21 protein-coding genes and 1 other RNA gene are annotated in these 26353 nt (G+C 46.8%); 1 reads left to right on the plus strand and 21 read right to left on the minus strand.

Translation table 11 applies throughout. From position 1 onward, the window contains the following. Window positions 1-5 precede the first annotated feature (5 nt). Entirely contained in the window at window positions 6-806 is an 801-nt protein-coding gene (locus DXD92_RS00835; protein WP_055218178.1) for a PHP-associated domain-containing protein, read from the minus strand. A gap of 296 nt (window positions 807-1102) precedes the next feature. Between DXD92_RS00835 and DXD92_RS00840 the strand changes: the two genes are divergently transcribed. Next, a complete protein-coding gene (locus tag DXD92_RS00840) occupies window positions 1103-2125 on the plus strand; it encodes a hypothetical protein (protein WP_118639912.1) in 1023 nt (340 codons plus the stop codon). A 21-nt stretch (window positions 2126-2146) separates the two neighbouring features. Here DXD92_RS00840 and DXD92_RS00845 read toward each other — a convergent pair whose 3' ends face one another. The 20 genes from DXD92_RS00845 to DXD92_RS00945 all read right to left on the minus strand — a co-directional run bounded on the left by DXD92_RS00845 (window position 2147) and on the right by DXD92_RS00945 (window position 26260). Then, window positions 2147-2695, minus strand: a complete 549-nt coding sequence (locus tag DXD92_RS00845; protein WP_055218182.1) for a TetR/AcrR family transcriptional regulator C-terminal domain-containing protein — start codon at window positions 2693-2695, stop codon at window positions 2147-2149. Window positions 2696-2815: 120 nt separating this feature from the next. Continuing rightward, the gene (locus tag DXD92_RS00850; RefSeq protein WP_243104813.1) at window positions 2816-4414 is read right to left on the minus strand and encodes a sensor histidine kinase; all 1599 of its coding nucleotides are present in this window, start codon (window positions 4412-4414) and stop codon (window positions 2816-2818) included. Further along, on the minus strand, window positions 4411-5094 hold the full coding sequence (locus tag DXD92_RS00855) for a response regulator transcription factor (protein ID WP_117804030.1): 684 nt from the start codon (window positions 5092-5094) through the stop codon (window positions 4411-4413). Before DXD92_RS00855 ends, DXD92_RS00850 begins: the two co-directional genes overlap by 4 nt. 259 nt (window positions 5095-5353) lie before the next feature. After that, window positions 5354-6457, minus strand: a complete 1104-nt coding sequence (locus DXD92_RS00860) for a glycerol dehydrogenase (protein ID WP_118639949.1) — start codon at window positions 6455-6457, stop codon at window positions 5354-5356. 550 nt (window positions 6458-7007) lie between these two features. Beyond that, complete coding sequence (locus DXD92_RS00870; RefSeq protein WP_118639913.1) at window positions 7008-8297, minus strand: ATP-binding protein; 1290 nt, start codon at window positions 8295-8297, stop codon at window positions 7008-7010. A 223-nt stretch (window positions 8298-8520) separates the two neighbouring features. Further along, a complete protein-coding gene (locus DXD92_RS00875) occupies window positions 8521-10071 on the minus strand; it encodes an ATP-binding cassette domain-containing protein (RefSeq protein WP_118639914.1) in 1551 nt (516 codons plus the stop codon). 313 nt (window positions 10072-10384) lie between these two features. Beyond that, window positions 10385-11293, minus strand: coding sequence for an aminoglycoside phosphotransferase family protein (locus DXD92_RS00880; protein ID WP_118639915.1), 909 nt, complete (start codon window positions 11291-11293; stop codon window positions 10385-10387). A 186-nt stretch (window positions 11294-11479) separates the two neighbouring features. Continuing rightward, entirely contained in the window at window positions 11480-11956 is a 477-nt protein-coding gene (locus DXD92_RS00885) for an LURP-one-related/scramblase family protein (RefSeq protein WP_022463307.1), read from the minus strand. A 199-nt stretch (window positions 11957-12155) separates the two neighbouring features. Further along, window positions 12156-12513, minus strand: a transfer-messenger RNA (tmRNA) gene (gene ssrA / locus DXD92_RS00890). Window positions 12514-12641: 128 nt separating this feature from the next. Continuing rightward, window positions 12642-13112, minus strand: coding sequence for an SsrA-binding protein SmpB (gene smpB, locus DXD92_RS00895; protein ID WP_022463315.1), 471 nt, complete (start codon window positions 13110-13112; stop codon window positions 12642-12644). Between the two features lie 19 nt (window positions 13113-13131). After that, complete coding sequence (gene rnr / locus DXD92_RS00900) at window positions 13132-14961, minus strand: ribonuclease R (RefSeq protein ID WP_442859501.1); 1830 nt, start codon at window positions 14959-14961, stop codon at window positions 13132-13134. Between the two features lie 223 nt (window positions 14962-15184). Next, the gene (gene secG, locus DXD92_RS00905) at window positions 15185-15421 is read right to left on the minus strand and encodes a preprotein translocase subunit SecG (protein ID WP_117760392.1); all 237 of its coding nucleotides are present in this window, start codon (window positions 15419-15421) and stop codon (window positions 15185-15187) included. A gap of 86 nt (window positions 15422-15507) precedes the next feature. Next, window positions 15508-16851 carry a phosphopyruvate hydratase gene (gene eno, locus DXD92_RS00910; protein ID WP_022463318.1) on the minus strand — a complete coding sequence of 448 codons (1344 nt, stop codon included), beginning with the start codon at window positions 16849-16851 and terminating at the stop codon, window positions 15508-15510. Between the two features lie 553 nt (window positions 16852-17404). After that, window positions 17405-18946, minus strand: coding sequence for a 2,3-bisphosphoglycerate-independent phosphoglycerate mutase (gene gpmI / locus DXD92_RS00915; RefSeq protein ID WP_022463319.1), 1542 nt, complete (start codon window positions 18944-18946; stop codon window positions 17405-17407). Window positions 18947-19126: 180 nt separating this feature from the next. Further along, on the minus strand, window positions 19127-20416 hold the full coding sequence (locus DXD92_RS00920) for a homoserine dehydrogenase (RefSeq protein WP_055267016.1): 1290 nt from the start codon (window positions 20414-20416) through the stop codon (window positions 19127-19129). Window positions 20417-20427: 11 nt separating this feature from the next. Next, entirely contained in the window at window positions 20428-20811 is a 384-nt protein-coding gene (locus DXD92_RS00925; RefSeq protein ID WP_055218381.1) for a RidA family protein, read from the minus strand. 347 nt (window positions 20812-21158) lie between these two features. Next, window positions 21159-22667: an ATP-binding protein gene (locus DXD92_RS00930; protein ID WP_117814072.1), complete on the minus strand. Its 1509-nt coding sequence runs from the start codon at window positions 22665-22667 to the stop codon at window positions 21159-21161. Window positions 22668-22751: 84 nt separating this feature from the next. Continuing rightward, window positions 22752-24032, minus strand: coding sequence for a type I restriction endonuclease subunit R, EcoR124 family (locus DXD92_RS00935; protein WP_442859502.1), 1281 nt, complete (start codon window positions 24030-24032; stop codon window positions 22752-22754). 246 nt (window positions 24033-24278) lie between these two features. Beyond that, entirely contained in the window at window positions 24279-25031 is a 753-nt protein-coding gene (gene tpiA, locus DXD92_RS00940; protein WP_022463322.1) for a triose-phosphate isomerase, read from the minus strand. A gap of 35 nt (window positions 25032-25066) precedes the next feature. Continuing rightward, window positions 25067-26260 (minus strand): phosphoglycerate kinase, encoded by a 1194-nt coding sequence (locus tag DXD92_RS00945; protein ID WP_022463323.1) that lies wholly within the window; start codon window positions 26258-26260, stop codon window positions 25067-25069. Window positions 26261-26353 lie beyond the last annotated feature (93 nt).

Genomic DNA, 26353 nt, shown 5'->3' on the forward strand with positions numbered 1-26353 from the left:
ATTCATCAGAGTTTTTTCTCTATGATATCAAACAGCTCACGTCTCCGCTTCCGCCAACGCCAGCCATTTGCAAGTTTGTTATAGAAATAGAACGAATCCACAAGCACCATGTTCAGGCGGCCGATCCGGTCTTTCGTCGTTCCGTTGTAATGTTCGCCGCCGCATTCGATCTGCGGGCACGTTTTTACGTAGGCGATCAGATCATCCTCACTTCTGATAGTATCCGGCAGCTCGGTATACGCTTTTCCGATGCAGTCCAACCGGTGCGCATCGCTTCCGCCAAAGCCGGGCTTATTGAATTTCTCCGCCAGCCGTTTCGCTTTTGCGTTCGTCTCCGCGCTCTCACACGCATTGAAAATTTCAACAAAATCGAACTGCGGGAGAAGCTGGGCAATCCGCTGCTGATACTTTTTCTTCCGTTCATTCGTGCTGATCATGCTCATAAATTTTTCGCCGTACGGATGCGCCGGTCCTAAAATTCCGCCGTACGCATGGACGATCTTGACAAGGATCGATCCCGGCAGGCCGCGCAGCTCCAGAATTTTTAATTTTACGCCGAACGGCATAATCACAAGAATGTGGCCGCAGTCGCACGTATCGTACTCAACACCTTTTAATACCACAAAATCCTGGTGTGCTCTTCCCTTGATGGCATTCTTCCACTCGCGGTATCCGTCATAGGAATCGTGGTCGGATACCAACATTCCTCCAAATCCTTTTCGTTTCAGTGTTCGGATGTACTCCTCAATCATGACTTTTCCATCCATCGAACCCTCTTTTGTGTGGCAGTGCATATCAAATTTCATGCAAAACGCCTCCTTTTATCTTCCATGTTCGAAAACCATTTCGTTTTTCCTATTTTTCTGGAATTGTTTCGGATGGTTCCGCCGCGTTTTTGGCGCGGCAGAATCGATAGTTTGTACCATCTAACTTTATTTTACCACTTTTTCCACAAAAGAAAAAGAAATTTCTTCTGAAGATCTGGTAAATTTTCCTTAAGGAATGGAGTTTTTAGACAATTCCTGTTCTTTGTCCCTGTTTTTACCGTGTTCTTTTTGCTATGATAAAAACAGCTTATTTTACTTGATCGGAGGAACACATTATGAATTCACAGGACATCACCCGCGCACTGATCGACACAACAGTTGCACGCGCGATGGTGGAGATGGACGCAGATCCGAAACGCAGCGTCCGCAAGCTCTGCGATCTTGGCCGCCAGTTTTCCCGCGGCCGCTTTCAGAATCAGATTTTTGCCATTTTTCAGGATCTTCTGCGCAACGATGAAAGCCCGTATTATCAGGCGATCGACTTTCTGCTGCGCAGCAACGATCCGGAAGCGCTTCGTCAGTTCGGCATCAACATCGGCTACAACAGTTTTACCTACGGTGCGCAGATTCTGCGCCAGAAGCAGAAAGAACTTTCCTTTGCTGTTCCCTGGGTTGTCAAGCTCCGTCTCGACAGCCGCATCCCGGACACTTACGATTCCTCGTTTTTTGCATCCGTGGTCAGAACCGGTCTGACATACGGCATCTACTCTTATCAGCTCCGCTCCATGGATCATCATGAGGATATGGAATCCTACCTTGCCGTCATCCAGTCGCATCCGGAATGCGCGTTTCTCTGGTTTCTTTCCAATACGCCGCTTACCGAAAAACAGCAGAAACTGCTTTTATCCTGCCCGAACCTGATGGTTTCTCTTCCAATTGATGCCCCCTCAACGGTTTCCATGGCAAAAGCCCTGCGCCGTCAGAAAACGCTGTTCGGTATGCACAAAGTCTATCAGGATGCAGATGCTGCCGCTTATCTGCTCTCTTTTGACCACCTGTATTCCCAGATGGAACAGAGTGTCTTTTTCTTTCTGGTCGCAGATGATTCGTGCTCAAAAGAAAGTATCCGGGCTGTTTCCGATGTTGTTCAACAGTACCGCTTCACCCCCATACAGCCATTCTTCCCGATCGAAGTGCAGGAAGACTCCCGCAAAATTGAGCAGATTATCACCGCCCATCCGGCGTATCTGCTGCTTCTGCCGGATCACATGGCCCGCACACTCGATACGCCCACCGTTTCCTTTGAAGAGTTGTCTCTTCGGAATATATTTTACCGTGAACTGCTCGCAGATGCATAAAAGTACAGCCAAAGCGGAATTTTATTTCTTTGGTTCCGCTTTGGCTGCTATTTTTTCTGATGATCTGCATATCACTTCTTTCAGTTCTTCGACAAACGTTTCCGGTTCCAGCTCGCTTTCCATGGAAAACCAGCGCAGAACCGCGGTCAGGAAGGCATCACAGAAGAACGTTACAAACAGTTTCTGATTCTGTACCTGAAAGAGATCCTGTACAAAAAACGCCATGACCGGCTCGAGCATCTCGTAAAAGTAATCCTTAAAACTGTTCTGCCCTTCGATCCTCAGGGCACTCTGGTAAAATGCTTTATTCTGATAGAAAATATTGCAGACCGCCACCAGCACATCCCATTCATTCTCAAAGTTCTTTCCGCCCATGTTTGTCAGAAAGTCCACATAAAAGATCCAGTTTACCAGATCGTATTTATCTTTAAAATGATAATAAAAGCTTTTCCGGTTCAGACCGCATTCCTCGCAGAGATCTGAAATACTGATTTTCGCAAAAGACTTGCATACCATCAATTTTTTCATTGCATCTGCAAGCGCACTCTTTGTACTGTTGGAATCCGCCATCTCTTTTCTCCCTCTCTTTTCGACCGTTTGTGCTATTATTCTACACCATCTTTTTCCTTTATGCAAGAAAAGCGCACCAGGAAAAGGCTGTATTTCCTTTTTCTGGCACGCTTTTTGCAATCATGCTTCTTCCGTTTTTCCATCTGCCTCCAGTGTGAACCAGAATGCCACACCGTTGTCGTAATTCTGGCAGCCGCACTGCTGCTGGAAGGAATCCATAATGGCTTTTACGATGGAAAGGCCGATGCCGCTTCCGCCGTATTCCCTTGTTCTCGCTTTGTCCACCTTGAAGAATTTCACCCATACCTTGTCGAGATCCTCCTCCGGGATCGGGTCCCCGGTATTGAAAACGGTTGTCTTTACGACATTCCCTTCTTTTTTGCAGGTGATCTCAATCGTGTGGTCGTAGTCCAGATGGTTGAGGGCATTCGTCAGATAGTTGGTGATAACCTCCTCGACTTTGAATTCATCGCCCCAGACATAGAGCGGGTCGCCGCCGGTAAAGAGCACTTTTGCCTCTTTCTGGCGGATCAGGATGTCGGAGGACTGCAGCACGCCTCTGATCACGGCGTTCAGATCGAACCGTTCCATATTGACCTGATCCTCACCGAACTCGAGTTGGTTCAGGTTCAGGAGTTTTTTGACCATCTCGTTCATCTTTGCCGCCTCGTCGATGATGACATCACAGTAGAACTCGCGGCTTTCCTCATCGTCGTTGATGTTGTCTTTCAGGCCTTCCGCATAACCCTGAATCAGAGCGATCGGGGTTTTCAGCTCATGTGTGACATTTGAGAGGAACTCGCGGCGCATTTCATCAATCTGCGTTTTTTTGTCAATATCTTTCTGCAGCTCAACGTTCGCACTTTTCAGCTCGGAAATCGCCTGCTCAAGCTGTTCGGACATGACATTGAAGTTGTTTCCAAGCTCGCCGATCTCGTCTTTTCCGCCGCTCACGTAACGGGCATCGAAGTCAAGGGCTGCCATTTTTTTCGAAATTTCGGTCAGCTCCTGCACCGGACGGACGATCTGGCGGGTGATGATCCAGATCACAATGGCACCGATGATGATGATCGGAATGCCGATAAAGAGGTAAAACTGGTTGGAAAGGCCGACCGCATCCGTGATGCTCTCCAGCGGGCATCTTGCAAAGTAGCAGTTTCCATTGTCAAACCAGCCGATGATCTGCAGATACTCGGCATCGGCGTGGCTGTCGTAGAATTTCTGGATCTGATAGTTGTCTTTGCTGTCAACGACTTTGGTATTTGCCTGCTCGTTTCCGCTGATCAGGCCGAAGATCAGGGTCTGGAGGCTCTGGCGGTCGGTTGCGTTGGAATAGACGAAGCTGCTGAGCTCCGGTCCGGTAATAATGACTTTCAGGTTGTTGGTAGCGCAGAACTGCTCGAAGGTATCAGGGATATTGTCGCTGTCTCCGCCTGTCGCATTCAGTTTCTGAAAGCTCTCTGCCAGAATGTGTTCTTTATCCCGGATATAAAAGGACCCGAGAAAGAAGTAATTGATCAGGCCGATGATAAGCAGGGTAGCTGCCATGGTCGCAATAAAAGTGTAGGCAATTCGTTTTTTGACGGAGTGTTTTCTTCCCTTTTGTGGCATTTTCAAATGAAACCGGTGCTTTTTCTCCGTCTGGTTTCCCATTGTCACACGGGAATCTTCTGCAGGCATCTCCATGGAAGTCTCATTTTGTTTTTCTGTTCCGTTCATGATTCGTCCGCCTCGAATTTATAGCCCATGCCCCAGATGGTCTTGATTAAATCGCCTTTGTCGCCCATTTTGCTGCGGAGTTTTTTGACGTGGGTGTCGATGGTGCGTGCGTCGCCGTAGTAGTCGTAGTTCCAGACGTTGTTCAGGATTTTTTCTCTGGAGAGGGCGATTCCCTGGTTTTCGAGGAAGTAGGTGAGGAGTTCGAATTCTTTATAGCTTAACTCCATTGGTTTTCCGTCGATGGATGCCATGTGGGCGGCTTTGTCGATGCGGATGCCGCCGGCTTCTAATACGTCGTCTTCGCCGGTTTTGCCGCTGCGGCGCAGGATGGCTTCGACGCGGGCGACGAGGATTTTCGGGGAGAATGGTTTTGAGATGTATTCGTCTACGCCGAGCTCAAAGCCGAGGAGTTCATCGCGTTCTTCGCTTTTGGCGGTGAGCATGATGATCGGGACTTTGGAGTTCTGGCGGATTTCGCGGCAGACCTGCCAGCCGTCCATTTTGGGCATCATGACGTCGAGGATGATGAGGGCGATGTCTTTCTGGGCGTAGAAGGTGTCTACAGCCTGTTCGCCGTCACCGGCTTCGATGACGTCGTATCCGGCTTTTACTAAGAAATCTTTGACGAGTTTGCGCATGCGGCTTTCGTCGTCTACTACTAGGATTTTTAATTTTTCCATGAGTTTTGTCTCCTTTATATGACGGACAGAAAACGCCCGGCTGCCCGCCCGCTCGTGCTTTTTCCTGATCTCGTTGTGTTTTTATGTTTGATATTTTTACCATTTTACTTTAACATGGGTTTATGTTTTTTCTGTGAAATGGGGTGAGTTTATTTTAACATATAGGAAGGGAGTTGGAAACTTCTATTTTTTGTATTGATTAAATTTGGGTATGAAAAAAGATCTCCTGGGGTTGACAGGAGATCTTTTTTCATACGGGTTATTCTTCTTCGTCGAGATAGTATCTACCGTAGGCGTCGGCTGCTTTAATGGCGGCGAAGACGGTCTCCGGGGTTACTTCGAATGGCATATTGTGGAGGGTGTCGGTCTCTGCGCATGCGGTTTTGGCTACTTCCATGAGCTGGTCGTCGGTTACGTTTCCGGCACCGAGTTCAGCCAAGGTGACTGGGAGACCGACTTCGATGCACCATAAGATGATGTCTTCGAGTTCATCGAGCGGTACGTTTTCCAGGACGAGCTGAGTCAGGGTTCCGAAGGCTACTTTTTCACCGTGGTACATATGATGGCACTCTTCGAGTACGGTGAAGCCGTTGTGGATGGCGTGGGCTCCTGCGAGGCCTGCGCTTTCAAAACCGATTCCGGAAAGGAGGGTGTTGGCCTCGATGACTTTCTCGACTGCCGGGGTGCATACGCCGGCTTCAAGAGCGATTTTGGCTTTTACACCTTCTTCCATCAGAGTGTCAAAGCAGAGTTTCGCGAGTGCCATCGCTGCCTCGGTTGTTTTTCCACCGGCGCAGGAAGTAGCTCCGCTTCTCTGGCAGGCTCTTGCTTCAAAATAGGTGGCAAGTGCATCACCCATTCCGGCTACGGTCAGGCGGACTGGAGATTTTACGATGATGTCAGTGTCCATCAGAACCAGGTTCGGGTTTGCCGGAAGGAAGAGGTATCTCTCGAATACACCCTCTTCTGTGTATACAACAGACAGTGCGCTGCACGGTGCATCGGTCGATGCAATGGTCGGGCAGATGAATACTGGTGTTTCTGCGTAGTAGGCAACTGCTTTTGCGGTATCAAAAATTTTGCCGCCGCCGACACCGATAACCAGATCACAGCCTTTTTCTTTCACGATAGCAACCAGACGGTTGATCTCACTCTCACAGCACTCGCCGTTGAAATAATCAAAAACAACGTCGCAGTCGCTTCCCGCAAAGCTTTCTTCGATCATTGCTCCGATCCGTCTGTAGCCTCCCTGGCTGATCAGAACCAGTGCTTTCTTTCCGTATTTTGCCGCATATGTTCCGATGTTTTTCATTTCCCCTGCGCCCTGTAAATATTTAGAAGGGCTAATTAAAATTTTTGCCATTTCTCTTACGCTCCTTTTTTGTTTTTTGAACGTCAGCCTCCGCTTCTGGCGTTTTCTGCGAAAAATGAGTTTACCGCAGAACTTGTCTTTATTATAATAACTGCGTTGTAAAATTGCAAGAATATTTCCATCCAAAATGAACCCCGGAAGTTCACATATTTCCCCGGGATTTTTCGGTTTATTCTGCCTGATCGTAAATGATTTTGCAACGCAGCAGTCCTGTGCGTCGTTTGGGTAGGTATACGGTGCAAACAGATAGACAACTGTCGGGGCATCGTAAAAAGCATTCTGGATTGTGCTGTCATCAGCGATACTGTCGGCTTCGAGAATTTTGTCCAGTTCTTCCTTTTTGATCTTCTCCGGCTGGTAAAACGGGTGGAACGTCTGGCTTTGATTAAAGTAACCGCCCCTCTGATACGTTTTCACGTAAATTGGCTAAGGGTTGGCTGTGTTGACGATCGCATCGGCATGAACTTTTGTGATGTCGTTTCGGATGATTTTAAATGGCATGGGGATCACCTTCTTTCGTGGGATTTATAGCTGTTTTAATTTATAAGTTGCAAACAGCGTATAATGGCATATTTACCATCCGCTCCTGCTCTTTATACTTCAATGTTGAAAATCGAACTGCTTCTTCCGGCTGGAATTTTTCGCAATATGTTTTAAGACTATGGGATCGAATGTTCTGTTCCGCCTTTACTTCAATCGGCACAATACTCTTTGCCTTCTGAATCAGAAAATCCTGCTCGAAAGTTGCTTTTTCATTTCCATAATAATATGGCGTATAAGGGGTATCTGAAATCAACTGCTGCAGAACGTACTGTTCTGTAAGCGCGCCTTTAAATTCAACAAAAATATCGTTACCCTCCAATATGGATTCTGCTGGCAGTTCACTCATTGCTCCGAGCAGTCCTACATCCAGTACGAATAATTTATATGCATTCATATTTTTATACGCCTTCAGCGGCATATGAGGCTCATTTACCCGGTTGACTTTATATACTAATCCACAATCCAGAAGCCACTGAATTGCTATTTCAAATTCGCTGCTTCTGGCTCCTTTCTTTATCTGTCCAAAGAAAAATTTTTTATTCTCCTTCGCCAGCTGCCTCGGAATAGAATCCCATACCATTCGTATTCTTGGGAGAACTTTTGCTTCAATATGCTTTCCAAAATCACCCTCATACTGCCGTACAATATCACTCTGTATCTGTCGTACTTCTGCATAATCTTTGTTCAGCCGAAATGCATCCACAACTGCTGGCATGCCTCCTGTATAATAATAATTTTTTAACCAGAACAAATATTTATCCGCAAAATTGTCAATTAAATTGTAATCCTTTGTTTCCAATGCACTTTCCAGCCCTTCTTCGTCCATAGCGCACAGGAATTCTCTAAAATTGAATGGATATAAATCCAGTAAATCTACTTTTCCCACCGGATAGGATATTCCCTCATGAAGCGCCACGCCAAGAAGTGAACCTGCTGCTATTACATGATATTCCGGTGCTTCTTCGCAAAAATATTTCAAAGATTCCAACGCTTTCGGTGCATTTTGAATTTCATCCAGAACAATCAATGTATTCTCTGGGGTAATCGCTACACCTGATTCAATATTGAGGTTCATAATAATACGTTTTATATCGAAATCCGTATCGAAAACCGCCTGCATTCTCTGATTATTGTAAAAAGAAATGTAGGCGGTTTTTTCATAATATGTCTTACCAAATTCTTTCATTAACCACGTTTTACCAACCTGCCGGGCTCCCATTAAAATCAGTGGTTTTCTGTTACTTTTTTTCTTCCAGTCTAATAGTTTATCCATTGCAAATCGACGCATGCTGATCTTCCTCCATTTCTCTTTTTTATTATTTCACATTTTTCCTGTGTTATTCTTACCCTAATTTAACATTTTTCCCGACTTAATTCAATATAAAATCAACATTTTTCCCGACTTCACCGGAACAGAATCTGCTGCGAAACCTTCTCTTAAGACAAACATAATCTCTCTACGGAAAAATACGACGGCCAGCCACCGTCGTATTTTTCGTTATCGAATATTTTTATTTTTCTTCTCTGATCAGTCTGAGTCCGTCTTTTTCCAGCAGATACTCCTTCCCGCACACCTCTCCGATATACTTCCTGTCATGCGAAATGCTGATGATGGCGCCTGGAAATTCGCGGAGCATTTTTCTTATGACCGGTCCCGATAAGGGTGAAAAGTTTCGGGTTGGTTCATCCAGAATCAGCACATTGGCATTGCCAAGGCTCATTTTCAGAAGCAATACTTTTGCCTTCTGGCCGCCGGACAGTTCGCGGATGGGGTGATCCATCTCGTCTGCCGTGTACTTCAGCGATCCGAGATACGTCCGAATCTTCGTCCTCTCACTCTTCTCCCCGGTGGAATCCAGAAAATCGACCGGCGTCATGGAAAGATCCAGCTGATCCTCATAATTCTGCGGCATATAATCTACGCGGAGATCCTCCCGTTCTTTCAGCTCTGCCGCAATCTTTTTCAGCAGTGTTGTCTTGCCTGCCCCGTTCGGGCCGACAATGCATATTTTTTCCGGTCCTCTTATCTTTAAGGTGATATTTTCCGCCAAAACCCGCTCCCCATCCGGCGTTTCCAGTTTCGGAAGCTGATATTCGATGACCGTTTTCCCGGCGGGCATGGTTGCCTCTGCTCCTCCAAGCTGGAAGTAAATCGCTTCCTCCTGCTCCGGCATTTCTGTCATGCGGGCATCTTCTTTTTCAAATCTGCGGTTCATCGCCTTTACGGTATGCATTTTGTCCTTCAGATTTTTCGCCACGGACGGTGCCTGACGGGAACAGTTGTTCAAGGCGTTCTGCACGCTCTGGTATACCTTTCGGTATTTCTCATCGCGCAGCGCTTTCTCTCTCCTGTCACTCTGCGCCTTCTGTTCCTGGCGCTCGAAATTCTGCAGGCGCTCCTCTACATACGTCCGATAGGGAAGTTTCGCAACCGTGTATCTCGATTTTGTCTTCCGCACAATCTGTTCAATATGAATGACCATATTTGCCGTGTTTTCAATCAGCGTTTCATCGTGCGAAATAAAAACAACAATATGCTCCCATTCGCGGATCAGTTTCTCCAGAAGTTCCAGTGTCGCAAGATCAATATCATTTGACGGCTCATCCAGCAGAAGGACCGTGACATCCTCCATGAGAAGACGCATCATCTGCGCTTTCACCTTCTCGCCGCCGGAAAGCTCACTCATCTGCTGATCCCGATAGAAAAACTCTTCCGTCAGACCAAATTTTCTTGCCAGCACCGCCAGATCCTTCGGTGTCTGATCCCAGAACTTTTCTTTTTCATAGAAATACTCATACACCGTCTTCGTTTTCTCCGCCTCCGGAAGTTCCTGCGGCAGATATCCAAGCCGCTCCTTTCCGATGATGCGCTCGCCTGTGGATTCGATGTAATCTTCCGTCAGTGCGGGATCGTACATCCACTTCAGCAGCGTCGATTTTCCGTTTCCCTCCTCTCCAATGATAACGGCCTTATCACCGTCATTCAGTACAAGCTGAAAATCTTCGAGAATCACTCGCAGATCTTTTTTATGTGTCAGTGTTAATTTTTTTATCTGCATCATACAGAAGCCCCCTTTGCTCCGGCAGCCTCTTTTCTGCTTTTTTACGCAAAACGAGCCTGTCCTGCGTACGCAAAACAGACCCGCAAAAAAATATCCCTGTTCTATTCTCATAAAAAAGGGAAATGATTCAGCGATTCTCGTCTTTAAGCGTACACGAAAAACAGGCCTGTTTTCCAGGCTGTCCGTTCTTTGTGTTTTTCTTAAAGTCGATTATCGCAGAAACATTCCCTCACCTTTACACCAATGGTGCTCTTTCTTTTTATTTTCTGTTCCCTATTATAGGACAACTTACAGATAAATGCAATCCGTTTTTTTACAAATTGAGAAGTTCCTCTGCCAGCGCCTGTGCATGCTCCAGATACCAGCCGTCTTCGTCCTCTTCTGCTTCCACAAACTCGATATACTCATTCAGCGTGGCCAGCTTCACATCCAGATTGAACTGTTCGCGTGAAATCTTTGTCTTTAACGCTTCATACATCCGATCCAGAAACAGCTCTTTCTGTGCATTGTTCATGTAGAACGGGAAAGCACTCCGTGTCTCGGTCGCATGTGCCAGGAATCTTGCAATGTCCAGAGAATACGGCATCATTCCACCAAATCCCCAGTCAATCATGACAACATTTTCGCCGTCATAGATCACATTCCACTGCAGGAAATCACCGTTTGACACCGTACATGGACAAGTCAGCTGGCGGTCCAGGAACATCTGATACGCTTTCCGCAGAATTGGATCATCCGCTACGGACGATGCTCGGCGCAGAACGCGTTTCCAGTATTCGACAAATCTCTGCTCCACTTCATTTTCCGGCGCTTTGTCCATCGACGGTGTCCAGAAATACGACTGAATTTTACTTAAGGTTTCTGCCGCTTTTTCTGTTGTCTCGTCCGTCATATCCCGCATGTCGTTTCCTTCTACATACTTCATGCAGATCCAGTCCGCATCCTCTGCCTGCCGCATGCCGACATACTGCGGTACGTGAAACTCTCCTTTTGACAGATACTGCGCATAAATCTGCGCTTCTTTGCTGCCGGTTTTCTTCAGTGTATATTTTCCTGCATCTGTCTCGATCACATACACATCGTACTCCCGCACTTCATCTTCCGCCTCGCCCCACTGCTCGCAGATGCGGGAAACTGCTTTTACCGATTCTCCGGTGATGTCTGATGCCATTTTTCGGATTTCATCTGACTCTACCGGTTTCTGAAAATTTCCTAACTCCATCTCTTTTGTTTTATCCTTCCCATTTTCACTTTATTCCAGTACTACATCACATCTGTGATGCTTTTGTCATTCTGTCTTCCAGTAACTCAATTTTTTCCATATGCTTTTTTATCCAATTACGCTTGCTCCAAACGGCATAAACGAGAGCCTTGCCAGCTCCCCTGCCGCCATTCCAGACACTGCCAGCTATCCATTATTTTGTGAACAGTTTGCCGCATCGATCGCCAGCACCAGTAATAATGCCGGAATTTCATTGCTCGGATTATCATACTCGATGACATACGTGTCACCCCAGCTCAGAAGTTTTTTATGTACGTGGACGACTGCACTGCAGGCTTCATATACATCGTAATCCCATCCCATGAAGTCACCTTCTGCACGCCATCCCATGAAATCTACATCGTATTTGGGACGGAACAGTGCAAAACGTTTTTCGATATGTCCCATTAACTGCCCGTTCCATTCAATTTCGAAAGTCGGAAGAAAGCAAAATAATTTCTGTTTGATAAACCCAATTTCATTATGCGCCGCATCGTACACATGCAGACGGTGTCCCAGCGAGATAAATTCATTTTTCACAAAATACTTTTGGTTCCCCTGCTCGTCATAGATATCATACGTGTCTGACCAGGAAAATACACGTTGTTTGATTAGTAACTGCATATCTGCTCCCCTTTTCATTTTTCTATCAGAAAATCGACTTTTTTATGGAAAATTTTTCCTTTTCCCCTTAATTTTCGACCGCGATTTTGACCCCATTTTTTTCGGTCTGAAACGGTCTAAAACGCTATTTTTGCCCTGTTTTTTCTACCCAAAATGTACAAAAAAACCGCTAAAACACTGGATTTTAGCGGTTTTTCAGGTATGGACCTGAGGGGAATCGAACCCCTGTCCGAAAGCCTATTCATTCAGGCATCTCCCATTACAGTCATTCTATTAAAGGTTCCCCCATCGGCACGCCGGATGACAGGCTTGCCGCTTCGGTAGCTTCATAAAATCTTCCATCTCCGCAAAGCTTTGGAAACGAAGTGCTCCGCATCTGTTTGATGCCAGGAGAATAGCCGCGGAAAACTATTCAGCTGACAACGCCGCACTTAGGCAGCGTACGCTACGTAATTATCGTCTGCGTTTAAATTTAGGTTCCAGGTTGATGACGCGGTCCCGGAGTCCACGAATGGCTTCCCAAACTTCAAAACCCCCGTCGAAACCAGTACAAGCCCGTGCTGGTTCTACAGACGCTTTTCTTTGATACGGGGACGCAAACAGATCGTCCCGGTGCAGTGAAAACTCTCTTTCAACTGCCGTATATTGTATTATAGTCTTTCCCCATACTTTTTGTCAAGGATTTTTAATACAGATTTTTAACTTTGAAATCTCTCTCCGCCTCACGTCTCTGATCCTTCTTTGCGATATCCTGCCGTTTATCATACAGTTTTTTACCGCGTGCCAGACCGATCTCGACTTTTACGAGGCTGCCTTTAAAATACACCTGCAGCGGAACGAGCGTGTAGCCTTTTTCCTTGATCTGCGCCTCAAGTTTGCGGATCTCATAGTCGTGTAGCAGCAGTTTCCGGATGCGCAGCGGGTCTTTATTGAATATGTTGCCCTTCTCGTACGGACTGATGTGCATGCCGTAGATGAATACCTCATCACGCTCAATGCGGATGAAGGATTCCTTGATGCTGCATTTTCCCATGCGGAGGGATTTTACCTCGGTACCGGCAAGGGAGATGCCGGCCTCGTATTTATCCTCGATAAAATAGTCATGATATGCCTTTTTATTGTTGGCAATCATTCGATTTCCTTTTTGTTTTGCCATAGCTTTTTCCTCCAGGGATTTATTCTGTCTCGGTTTCTTTTTCTACATACGTAAAATCGATTGTCCGGTTGGCAGGCTCGGCGTTTCGTACACGGACACGCACCGGCTCACCAAGGCGGAATACTCTTCCGTGCTGCTCTCCGACCAGACGGTAATTTTCTTCATCAAAATTATAATAATCGTCTTTCAGTGTCATGATGTGAACGAGTCCCTCAACGGTATTTTGCAGCTCCACATAGAAGCCCCATCCGGTCACGCCGGAAATGACGCCGTCGTACTCTTCGCCGACATGCTCCAGCATATATTCGGCTTTCTTCAGCTTCACAGCCTCTCTTTCTGCCTCTGCAGCACGCTGCTCCATCGCACTCGACTGCTCCGCCACATGCTGCAAAATGGACGAATATTTGCCGATTCTGCCGCCCTTGTCGAGACGTCCCCGCAGATCATCCTTGATAATGCGGTGGATCTGCAGATCCGGGTAACGGCGGATTGGTGAGGTAAAATGGCAGTAATATGACGCTGCCAGTCCGAAGTGGCCGCTGCATTCCGGGGTATAAATGGCTCTTGCCATCGACCGGAGCAGCAGGCGGCTGATCAGCGGCTCTTCCGGGGTTCCCTCGATGCTGGTGAGAATCTTCTGCACCTCACCCGGCGTAATCTCATGGGAACGCTTTTCGACTTTGATGCCCTGTTCACGGATCAGCGTCAGCGTTGCCTCCATGCGGTCTCCGTCCGGCTTGTCATGCGTCCGGTATAAGAACGGGATTTCGCGTGTGCAGTATTCCTCTGCCACGGTCTCGTTCGCCATCAGCATGAAGTCCTCGATCATCCGTGTTGCCACGTTCGACGGATACGGGCGGATCTCCACCGGCGTCCCTTCTGCATCAAGAATTACTTTGCTCTCCGGGAATTCAAAATCAATTGCTCCGCGTTCTTTCCGACAGCTCCGGATCAGTGCAGACAGTTCCTGCATCTGGCGGAACATCGGAACCAGCTCATGATATTCCTCCAGCAGCTCCGGATGTGCTTCCGGCTCGGTCAGGATTGCATTGACGGCGGTGTAGGTCATGCGGCGGTCCACGCGGATCACCGTCTCAGCGATCTGATGGCCGATCATGCGGCCTTTCTCGTTGATCGTCATAATACAGGAGAGTGCCAGGCGCTCCTGTCCTTCATTCAGGGAACAGATGCCGTTTGACAGACGCTTCGGCAGCATCGGAATGACGCGGTCCGGCAGATAGACACTGGTGCCGCGCTTTAACGCCTCACGGTCGAGGGCGGAATTTTCCTGCACATAGTTGCTGACATCAGCGATATGAACGCCAAGCGTCCACGTATCGCCCGCTTTTGTGACGGATACGGCGTCATCGAGGTCTTTGGCATCCTCGCCGTCGATTGTCACCATCTGCCAGCTTTTTAGATCGAGGCGGCCGTTGTAATCGTTTGGAATTACTTCCTCCGGGCATTTTTCTGCCTGTGTGATCACGCGTGCCGGGAACTCCTCCGGGATCTGGTAAGCGTCCACGACTGCCTGGATATCGACAGTCTGGATACGCGGCTTCTTCTCTGTGTCGCCGTCCTTTCCATTCTTTCTGCGGAATCGGTCATCGCGTCCTCTTCTGCCCTGCTCTCCGGCGCGGCGGTCTCTTTTTTCCCGTTTTTCCGTCGTTGTGGATGCACCGCGGCTCTTCTGGTAACGGCCGTCGGAGATCACATCGATTTTTCCTTCTTTTATCAGGATTTCCATAACCTCCGCAAGCTCCGACCGTTTTGCTTTCGGCACCTGCAGCAGCATGGCAATGTCTTTCAGACGCATCGGCTCATAGTTTTTCGAGCTTACGAGATCCATGAGCAGCGTCTTGCGGTTTTTCAGCAGTTTCGAACTTCTGGAACGCGGATGGCCCGCATGACCGCCATGGTTCCCGCTGTTCTGTCCTGCATGGGACGCCGCGCTGCCCTGCGGATATTTCCTCCGATCTTTTTTCTTCTTATTATCTTTCATCTATTATCTCCTCTTTGTAGAAAAAGACACCCTTACGCCTTCTCGTGGGAATAAGGATGTCTTTACTTTGCTAAAAATTCATGTTTAATACAACCGACAGTACAACAAACAGAACTGCCATGATTTTTGTTGCACGGATCAGAGTTCCTTCTGCAGAACGGCTTTTGTTTCTTCCCCAGTAAGTGTCTGAGATACCTGCGATAGCACCGAGACCCTGCTGTTTTCCTTCCTGCATCAATACAACAACGGTTAAAGCAATACAATCAATGACATAAATGACTGTCAAAATCGTTCTTAAAATTTCCACAATTACACCTCCTACGGCCAACTTATATTATTTTACCATAGCGGAAGAACGATTTCAACTGTTATTTGCCTATTTTACGCCGTTTTTCACCATTCTCTTACGCCGGTTCCCTTTTGCGGGAACGGATTCCGGTATTTCGCTTCCTCACCGAGGCGTTCCTCGATGCGGAGAAGCTCATTGTATTTCGCATTCCGCTCCGACCGGCACGGTGCTCCGGTTTTGATCTGGCCGGCGCCTGTCGCGACGGCAAGGTCTGCCAGAAAATCATCCTCTGTCTCTCCGGACCGGTGGGAAATGACGGCGCGGTACCCTGCTCTCTGCGCCATCTCCACCGCATCCAGCGCCTCAGAGAGCGTTCCGATCTGGTTTACCTTGATCAGAACCGCATTTGCCGTGCCAAGTGCAATGCCGCAGGAAAGCCTTCTTACATTCGTCACAAACAGATCATCCCCGACCAGCTGTACTCTGTTCCCGAGCGCTTCCGTCATCTGTTTCCAGCCTTCGAAATCGTCCTCGCACAGCCCGTCTTCGATGGATACGATCGGGTATTTTTCGATCAGTTCCTCATAGTAGGCAACCATTTCTGCGGTATCCCGAAATACTGTCTTTCCGCACTGACGGGATTCCCCGGGAAAGTAGTAGACGTTCCTGCTCTCCTCGTAGAGCTCGCTTGCCGCCGCATCGATCGCGATCATCACGTCGTTTCCGGGCGCATAGCCGGCTTTCTGGACCGCATTGACAATGAGCTGCAGTGCTTCATCGGAATCCTTTAAATCCGGCGCAAAGCCGCCCTCATCGCCGACAGAAGTCGAGTATCCCTTCTCCTTCAGGAGCTGCTTCAGCGTATGGTAAATCTCCGCGCACATGGAAAGACCCTCCCGGAATGAGGGAGCGCCGCACGGCATAATCATAAATTCCTGCAGATCGACGGTGTTGTCGGCATGACGGCCGCCGTTTAAAATATTCATCATCGGCACGGGCATACGGCTTGTGTGGCAGCCGCCCAGGTACTGGTACAGCGGCAGATGAAGCGCATTTGCCGCCGCGCGCGCCACAGCAAGTGAGACACCGAGAATGGCGTTTGCCCCGAGGTTTTCTTTCGTTTCGGTTCCGTCTGCCTGGCACAGGATATGGTCAATCCGCTCCTGCTCGAGCGCATTCTCGCCGACAACGGCATCGGCCAGCACGGTATTGACCGCTTCTACAGCCTTTCTCACGCCCTGCCCCAGATAGCGCACTTCCTGATCTCTTTTTTCCAGTGCCTCAAATTTTCCTGTCGATGCCCCGGACGGCACCTGGGCACGCCCCATATGGCCTTCCAGCCCGAGAATCCCCTCCCCGACGGCCACTTCCACCTCTACGGTCGGATTTCCGCGCGAATCCAGAATTTCTCTTCCTGTCACGCTTCGAATTGGTAAATATCGAAACATAGTTTTCCCTCCTGTTTTGCTGCAAAGTGAACAGTAACCAAGTTTCTTCTCTGCGTTCACAGTATGACCGTGCTATGGGAAAAATATGTTGCTCTCTCTGTCGAAACCTCTTTTTTCCAGTCCTTATTCTTTTCAAACATAAAAAAACGCAATATGAAAGCCATCCGATTTTTCCATTTTCGGATGGCTTTCATAAGTTAGAACTGTGCATTGGACTGAATCCTTTCTTTTTTTGTTCTTTTGTTTCGCTTTGGGGTACTTCGTTACGTTTTCTTGGGTCCATACCTTCGCTTTCTTAGTTTATGGGGTAATTCGTTATGTTCTCGGTGGTCCGTCCTCTCTTTCTGTTTTTTTCTTCCGTTTTCTTTTGTTGACTTTACTATATCAGTTTTCTCACCGTTTGTCAACACTTTATTTTGATTTTTTATCTGTTTTTCATTTTTATTCCGTCTCTTATTGCGTAATTATTTTTATTTTCAGATTATTATAATAAAATATCCCTGCCGAACCCGTTTCAAAACGAATCCGGCAGGGACATTTTCACGATTTCTCTTTATTTCTTAATCAGCAGGGATTTTCCTGTCATTTCTTTTGGCTGCTCCATTCCCATCAGCTCGATCAGGGTCGGTGCGATGTCTGCCAGGCATCCGCCCTCTCTTAACGTGTAGGATGGGTCTGCATTAACCAGAATGAACGGAACCGGATTGGTAGTATGAGCGGTGTATGGCTCGCCGGTCTCATAGTCTACAAGCTGCTCTGCATTTCCGTGGTCCGCACAGATGAACATCTGTCCGTCAACCTCTTTTAATGCATCAACTGCCTTGCCTACGCACTCATCAACAGCCTCAACTGCCTGGATTGCTGCGCTCTCAACACCGGTATGGCCAACCATATCCGGATTTGCAAAGTTGATGATGATAACATCATATTTCTGGGAACGAATAGCATCCGTCAGCTTGTCGCATACTTCGTAAGCACTCATCTCCGGCTTCAGGTCATAAGTAGCAACCTTCGGGGATTTTACAAGGATTCTATCCTCACCTTTATTTGGCTCCTCAACGCCGCCATTGAAGAAGAAGGTTACATGTGCATATTTCTCGGTCTCAGCAATACGTGCCTGAGTCATGTTATGTGCTGCCAGATACTCACCGAAGGTGTTGGTGATCTCTTCTTTTTTGAATGCAACGGATTTGTTCGGGATAGTCTCATCGTATTCCGTGAAGCATACGTAGGTCAGATCCAGACGTTTTTCTCTCTCAAATCCGGTGAACTCATCTGCACAGAATGCTCTTGTCAGCTCTCTTGCACGGTCCGGGCGGAAGTTGAAGAAAATCACAGAATCTTTATCCTGAATCGTTGCAACCGGTTTTCCGTCTTTTTTCAGAACGGTCGGCAGAACGAACTCATCAGTTTTTTCAGCATCATAGGAAGCCTGAACAGCCTCTGCCGCATCAGTTCCTTCTACGCCTTCCCCTTTTGTCAGCGCTTTGTAAGCCAGCTCGACACGATCCCAGCGGTTATCACGGTCCATTGCATAGTAACGGCCGGAGATTACGCCGATTTCGCCGACACCGATCTCATCCATTTTTGCCTGCAGCTGCTCTACATAAGATTTTCCGGATGCCGGAGGAGTGTCACGGCCATCCAGGAAGCAGTGTACATAAACTTTCTCGAGACCCTTACGTTTTGCCAGCTCCAGAAGTCCGAATACGTGGGTGATGTGGCTGTGAACACCGCCGTCAGAGAGAAGTCCGAACAGGTGCAGTGCGGAATTATTTGCTTTTGCATTTTCAACAGCCTTTACCAGCTCTTCATTCTCGAAGAAATCGCCGTCCTGGATTGCTTTCGTGATTCTGGTCAGCTCCTGATATACAACGCGGCCTGCGCCCATGTTCAGATGGCCTACCTCAGAGTTACCCATCTGTCCGTCTGGAAGACCTACAGCAAGTCCGCTGGCCTGTCCTTTTACGTACGGGCACTGGCTCATCAGCTGGTCCATAATCGGAGTTTTCGCTTCGCAGACAGCGTTATGCTCGCATTTGTCATTCAGTCCATATCCGTCAAGAATCATTAATACGGTTGGTTTTTTACTCATTGTGAATTCCCTTCTTTACTTAAATTTTGGGTAACAATCCAGAGCCCCGTCTCGATTCCGCTTACGCTGCATCTCGATGTTGCTTTTCGCCATATGAAACTCCAGAAAAAGCGCTCCTTCATGCAAGCAGGATTCGCGATTTTTCTTCCATTTCGCATGGCTCTGAATTGTTACATTTTGTTAGTATACCCGGATTGTCGAAGAAATCTCCTGGATCATCGACATTCCGCCTAAAATCTGCATGGCATCCTCAAAATGGCGCTCTTTGACCTCGTCCGTAATGACGACGATCTCGGCGTATTTTCCATTGACACGTTTCTGAAGCATCTGTGCAATCGAAACCTTGTTGTTTCCAAAGACAGAAGCTACCGATGCCAGCGTTCCATACCGATTTTCAATCTGCATGCGTACAAAATATTTCGACTTAATTTCGCCGACACGCTTGATCGGGCATTCCCGGTAGCATGTGCAGCCGATTCTGCCGCAGCAGTTCCATAAAATATTGCGCACAACATCGAAAATATCGCCCACAACGGCACTCGCAGTCGGAAGCTCTCCGGCACCTCGTCCGTAAAACATCGTATCCTGTACGGCATCGCCTGTCAGGAATACGGCATTGTAGGAATCATTGACAGTCGCAAGCGGATGATTGCTGTCGATCAGCATCGGATGAACGCGGGCTTCGATTCCTTCCGGGGTATCTTTTGCCACGCCGAGCAGCTTGATCGTGCATCCCATCTCTTTTGCGTACTCGATATCGGTCGCCGTGATTTTGGTAATGCCTTCGGTGTAAACATCTTCAAATGTCACTCTGGAGTTGAACGCTGCCGAAGCCAGGATTGCTACCTTGCGGCCGGCATCAAGACCTTCCACATCTGCGGTCGGGTCTGCTTCTGCATAGCCCATGTCCTGCGCCAGACGGAGCGCATCACCAAACTCCATGCCTTCCTGCGACATTTTTGTGAGAATGAAATTTGTGGTACCGTTGAAAATACCCATCAGCTCTGTGATATGATTGGCGGCAAGGCACTGTTTCACCGGACGGATGATCGGAATTCCTCCCGCCACGGATGCCTCATAGAGAAAATCTTTTCCGTTTCTCTTTGCTGTTGCAAGGATTTTTTTGCCCTCGGATGCCACCAGATCTTTATTTGCCGTTACAACATTCTTTCCAGCATCCAGGCAGGCAAGAATGTAATTCATGGCCGGCTGTTTTCCACCCATAACCTCAACAACAATCTCGATTTCCGGGTCATTGGCAATCTCCTCGAAGCTGGTGGTAATGATGGAGGGATCGTCAACCTTTGCAGCTGCTTTTTCCACATTGCGCACAAGAATTTTTTTCAGCTCTACACGTGCTCCCAGCTTCGGAAGCATTTCCTCCTGCTGGCTTTTCAGCACTTTATACACACCGGTACCGACAGTACCAAGACCCAGCATTCCGATTTTAATTACTCTTTCCTCTGCCATACTCATCTCTCTTATTTCAGGGATACGATGCATTCAATTTCCACTTTTGCTGCTTTCGGAAGAGCGGCAACTGCTACACAGGAACGAGCCGGTTTGGACTCACCAAAGAAAGCACCGTATACTTCATTTACCTTGGCAAAATCGTTCATATCGGTCAGGAAAATGGTTGTTTTCATCACTTTCGTGCGGTCAGTTCCTGCTGCTGTCATGATTGCGTCCAGATTCTTTAAAGAGAGGGTTGCCTGCTCTTCTACGGTTTCCGGGATCACGCTGCCATGCTCTACATCAAAGCCAAGCTGTCCGGAAATAAATAAAAGGCCGTTGTCTGCGACCGCCTGTACATAAGGTCCGATTGCTGCCGGTGCTTTTTCTGTATTAATGATTTCTCTTGCCATAATCATATTCTCCTTTATGCTTTCTTTCGCGTCGTCTGATTTGCCGCGTTTTTTCCCTCTATCATGCGGTTTTTCCGACACTTTTGTCGTTCCCATCATATCACATGTGGGAGATGTCCGCAAGTGCGAAAAAGCCGCTCCCGGACACAAGAAAAGTTCAGAATCGTTCATTTCACATATCCAAATTCTATTAATTCATATATGAACGCACTCCGTCTAGGATATCTTTTGTGATATGTCGACATAACAGCAATCACTTGTTTCTTTGATAACTGTTCTGTAAGTTCGTCTGATTTTCTTAAAAAAGCCGGTAAATTCATTTGCCTTTTCCAATCAAATCATCAATCCTATTTCATTTTATCCGTCAATATCCATTTTCCTTTTCGATTAGACCCCTCACGGATAACTTTACCTTCATGCTGCATTTTTGTAAGCATACGCTTAATCGTTGCCGTAGAAACTGCAAGCGCTTTTGCTAATTCTTTCTGAGTCAGTTTCGGATTTTTATAAATCATTTCTGACAATTGAATTTCAAGGTCATCTTTGGGATCATGATTGGGGTCATTGGGATCTCGATCGAGGTCAACAGGCTCATGATTGAGATTATCGGGCTCACGATTGAGATCATTTGACCCATGATTGAGGTCATGATCTCGATTTTTGACCTCAATGACCTCATTCTGGCCGCGATAAAGATTGATGCGGAAAGCTACTTCCATATCAATAAATTCCGGTTCACGCAATCCGTATTCCTGCATAGCCTGCATAAGTTTCGGAATACCACTTCCCCATGCTTCCACAAGGTTCATATAGGCAAAAGCATTGGCAAGCGAACGATTTCGGATTTTTGAAAATCCTTCCTTCATCAACTCAATCGTTACGCCAGGAAGCAGTCCACCAGGAGATGTGATCTCCAAGCGATCATCATAAATTGCCACCTGAATATTAGAATTCTGAATGTAACTGCAATTCATAACTGCATTAACGATCAACTCACGGATACTATCCGGCGGCAGTTCATAAATATCCTGTCGATATACTCCTTCCAGCCGACATCCCATACGAATATTTCTAAGGACAAACTGCACCGCTTCCTCTACTTGCTTCCAAAGCGGTCCTTCATAATTACGTCGATCCAAAAAGACAGCTCGCGTCGTTCCCTTAAACACAGCGCACTGTATCATGGAACGGAGTCCACCTTGTCCCGTTAAATAAATATACGCATTTGTCGGATAGATTTTTTCATTCTCATCTTTTTTCAAAATTCCCCAACTGAGCAAAACATTTTTCGTTACATCTTTAACTGCTGATCGCTGAAGATTGGATTTGCAGTTGGCAATAGCAACTTCCTTCATTTGTTCACAGAGACTTTTAATATCTTCATCGGTCACTTCTATATCTCTGCGGATTATTGAATCAAAAGAGCGGGCATCGCATTCATAATATAATTCTCTTGACATATCACGGTCAGCAGGGCGTGTTGTTCCAGAAACTCGAATATATACGCCATTCTCCAGCCCCTCTGCCTTAATATAATATGGTTTCCGACGTCCCGTCCTGATTTCTGCAACAATTACAGGTTTATCATTTATATTTTGCAAATAAACATCCGGGATAATTGTAGGTTCACAACTGTCAGAAATAGCATTCGTAATCGCATCAATCTCCCGAAAAACTTTATCCTCCGGAATGCCAACAACTTCTCTTGTTTTATCGTCAATACCAAATATAATCCTCCCACCTTTTCCGTTAGCGAAAGCAACAACCGTTTTCATATATTTCATGCTCTTGTCTGGACGTTGTACTTTGAATTCAACGTTCTTGGATTCTCCAGCAAGGATTTCTTCTATTGTCATCCGATCACCTCCATGATTAAGTTTTGTCCATGATGACTCTATTATTTTGCTTTTTGCTTCCAATGTGGTTCCATTCATTTATGACTATTTTCCGTATGGTGCTTCAGATTCTGCCGCCATCAACACTGTTTCCTGATCGCTCAGATCGTATGTCACGGCTTTATGCTCTGGCTCATTAAAGGAATACGAACCACCGATACCGAAATATTTTTCAAAAAACGTTTTCAGTTTTTCAATGACTCTCTGTTTTTTCTTGGCTCTTCCGCCACCACCAAAACGAGAAATTGGCGGCATGATTTTATCTATATCCGTTCCCGCTGTTTTGATCTCTCCGTCCCGAAACGCATTCTCTATGAACTTTCGTGTGTCTTTCGGCTTCAATTTTTCTTCCGCAATAATTACATTAAGATCATAATCACGCTGTTCCACAACAAATTCATGCCACTCATCCATAACATCGTCCACATCATTGATTCCTGCAATAAAGGTTTCAATAAGCTGTTTCTTGCTGCGCAGCTCCGGGCTGGCATCAATCGCTTTATTGATGGTTATCAGCACTTCCTTATCTTCACAGTGGGTATCATGATACTTCTTTACAAGCATCAGAATATAATCAATGTTGATTTCTACCTGCCGGATCAATTCAATTTCAAACACCACATCATCTGTAATATCCGTACTTTCCCGGCGTTTCCGTTTCCACTCGTCACGCAAATCCTGATAACGTCCAAGGTAGTCTTGCAAATTGCGCTCAGAAATCAGCTCATTCCCCTTAAATTCGTCAAAGGAAAGCAGAAGGTTTCTCATACGAAGAATAGCACCAAACAAAGCAATAAAATCCTTCTGGTTCTGCTCTCCGACAATCTGCGGTTCTGACAGCGGAAACTTATGATTCAATTCCTCCATCAGATCCACATACCCTGGCATTGGCTTACCATCTACGGATTCATATCCGTAATAGTAATCCTTAAAGCTCTGCAGCAAAACAAGGCCCCCGGCATTCTTATCCCCAAACAAGGAAATGGCACTATCTACTCGCTTCTGCAGATTTCTGAAACATACAATATTTCCAAAGGTCTTGATAGAATTCAGAATACGGTTTGTACGGAAAAACGCCTGTATCAGTCCGTGCATTTTCAGATTTTTATCTACCCACAGCGTATTCATAGTCGTCGCATCAAAACCGGTAAGAAACATATTGACTACGATCAGAATGTCCAATTCCTTATTCTTCATGCGAAGCGACACATCTTTATAATAATTCTGGAATTTATCACTTGAGGTATCGTAGTTCGTATGGAACATTTTGTTATAATCCTTGATTACTTCTTCCAGAAACTCTCTGGACGGCTGGTCGACAGATATAAAACAAGCATATCACGAAAACGTGAATTTTTCAATCCGCGCAAAAAATCACTCCGCTTCAAAACACAGAAACGAAGTGATTTCTTTTTGCACAAACTGGCACTCTCTATAGCTAAATCAAGGGTTATATGTTGCATAAAAAACAGCAAAACGCCACCAAACATCTCACCTTCAGCATTTCTGCCGAATTCACCGTGTTTGGTGACGTTTTAGCCCGTTTTATTGATTGATTTCGTACAAAATCAATTATTTATTGTAGTTTACGATAGCTCCGAAATCTGGTTTCAGGGATGCTCCGCCTACCAGGCCGCCGTCGATGTTCTCCTGTGCGAACAGTTCCGGTGCGGTTTTTGCGTTTACAGAGCCGCCGTACTGGATACGGATAGCTGCTGCTGTTGCATCATCATAGATTTCAGCGATGCACTCGCGGATGCCTTTGCAAACTTCCTCAGCCTGCTCTGTTGTAGCAGTTTTGCCGGTTCCGATTGCCCAGATTGGCTCGTAAGCGATAACGGCTGTTTTTGCCTGATCTGCTGTTACATTCAGGAATCCAACCTTTACCTGCTGACGGATGAAATCCATCGTTACACCCTGCTCTCTCTGCTCCAGAGTTTCTCCGCAGCACATGATCGGGGTGATGCCGTGCTCGAAAGCTTTCAGCATTTTTTTGTTTACGGTCTCGCTGGTCTCTGCGAAGTATTCTCTTCTCTCAGAGTGGCCAAGTACAACGTATTTCACGCCAGCGTCTGTCAGCATAGCCGGGGAGATTTCGCCTGTGAAAGCACCTTTCTCCTCAAAATACATATTTTCAGCACCAATCTGGATGTTGGAGCCTTTTGCAGCCTCTACAACCGGGATGATATCGATGGCCGGTACGCAGAAAACAACGTCAACGTCGTCATTTGCTACCAGTGGTTTTAATGTATTGACTAATTCTACTGCCTCGCTCGGAGTCATGTTCATTTTCCAGTTTCCGGCGATAATTTTCTTTCTTGCCATGATCGTTTGATCTCCTTAGTTTTGAATATAAATTCTTATTTGTCGTTTGCTGCTGCAACGCCCGGCAGTTCTTTTCCTTCCAGGAACTCCAGGGAAGCGCCGCCGCCAGTGGAGATATGAGTCATCTTATCGCCATATCCAAGCTGGTTTACAGCTGCTGCGGAATCTCCGCCGCCGATGATCGTAACTGCATCTGTTTCAGCCAGTGCTGCTGCAACTGCTTTGGTTCCTGCTGCAAAATTCGGCATCTCGAAGCATCCCATCGGTCCGTTCCATACAACGGTTTTAGCAGTTTTAACAGCATCAGCGAACAGTTTTGCAGTTTCCGGTCCGATATCCAGACCTTCCCAGCCATCCGGAATCTGTCCGGCCGGAACAACCTGTGTATTTGCGTCGTTTGAGAATGCATCTGCAACAACGTTGTCTACCGGAAGAAGCAGTTTCACGCCTTTTGCTGCTGCTTTTTCTTTCATTTTGTTTGCATAATCCAGATAATCCATCTCAAGCAGAGAATCACCAACGGTGCCGCCTGCTGCTTTTGCGAAGGTATAAGCCATACCACCGCCGATGATCAGGACATCAACTTTATCGATCAGGTTGTCGATAACAGAAATCTTGCTGGATACTTTGGATCCACCAAGGATGGCAACAAACGGACGCTCCGGATTGTTGACAGCATTTCCAAGGAATGCGATCTCTTTCTCCATCAGGTAACCAACAACAGCAGTGTCAACATATTTGGTAACACCAACATTGGAGCAATGAGCACGGTGTGCGGTTCCGAATGCATCGTTTACGAATACGTCACACAGGGAAGCCAGTTCTTTGCTGAACTCCTCACCGTTTTTGGTCTCTTCTGCACGGTAACGGGTGTTCTCCAGAAGGATTACATCTCCGTCTTTCATAGCCTCAACAGCTGCTTTTGCGTTCGGTCCTACAACCTCAGGATCTGCTGCAAATTTAACTTCCTGTCCGAGAAGCTCAGAAAGGCGAACTGCAACCGGTGCAAGAGAAAGCTCTGGTTTTGGTTCTCCTTTCGGTTTTCCAAGATGAGAGCAGAGAATTACTTTTCCGCCGTCAGCGATCAGTTTTTTGATCGTCGGAAGAGCAGCTACCAGACGGTTCTCATCTGTGATTTTTCCATCGATCAGCGGAACGTTGAAGTCGCATCTTACAAGGACTCTTTTTCCTTTTACGTTGATATCATCTACGGTTTTTTTGTTTAACATGGGCGTTTCCCTCCATATATCCAACTGCATCTGCCGCGCCGTTTCTTTGTTTTTGCGGCATCGCGGTCCTTATTTAAAAATGCAGTTTATAAT

It is taken from the genome of Blautia sp. TM10-2, assembly GCF_003480845.1.
In the GTDB taxonomy this organism is placed as follows: domain Bacteria; phylum Bacillota; class Clostridia; order Lachnospirales; family Lachnospiraceae; genus Fusicatenibacter; species Fusicatenibacter saccharivorans.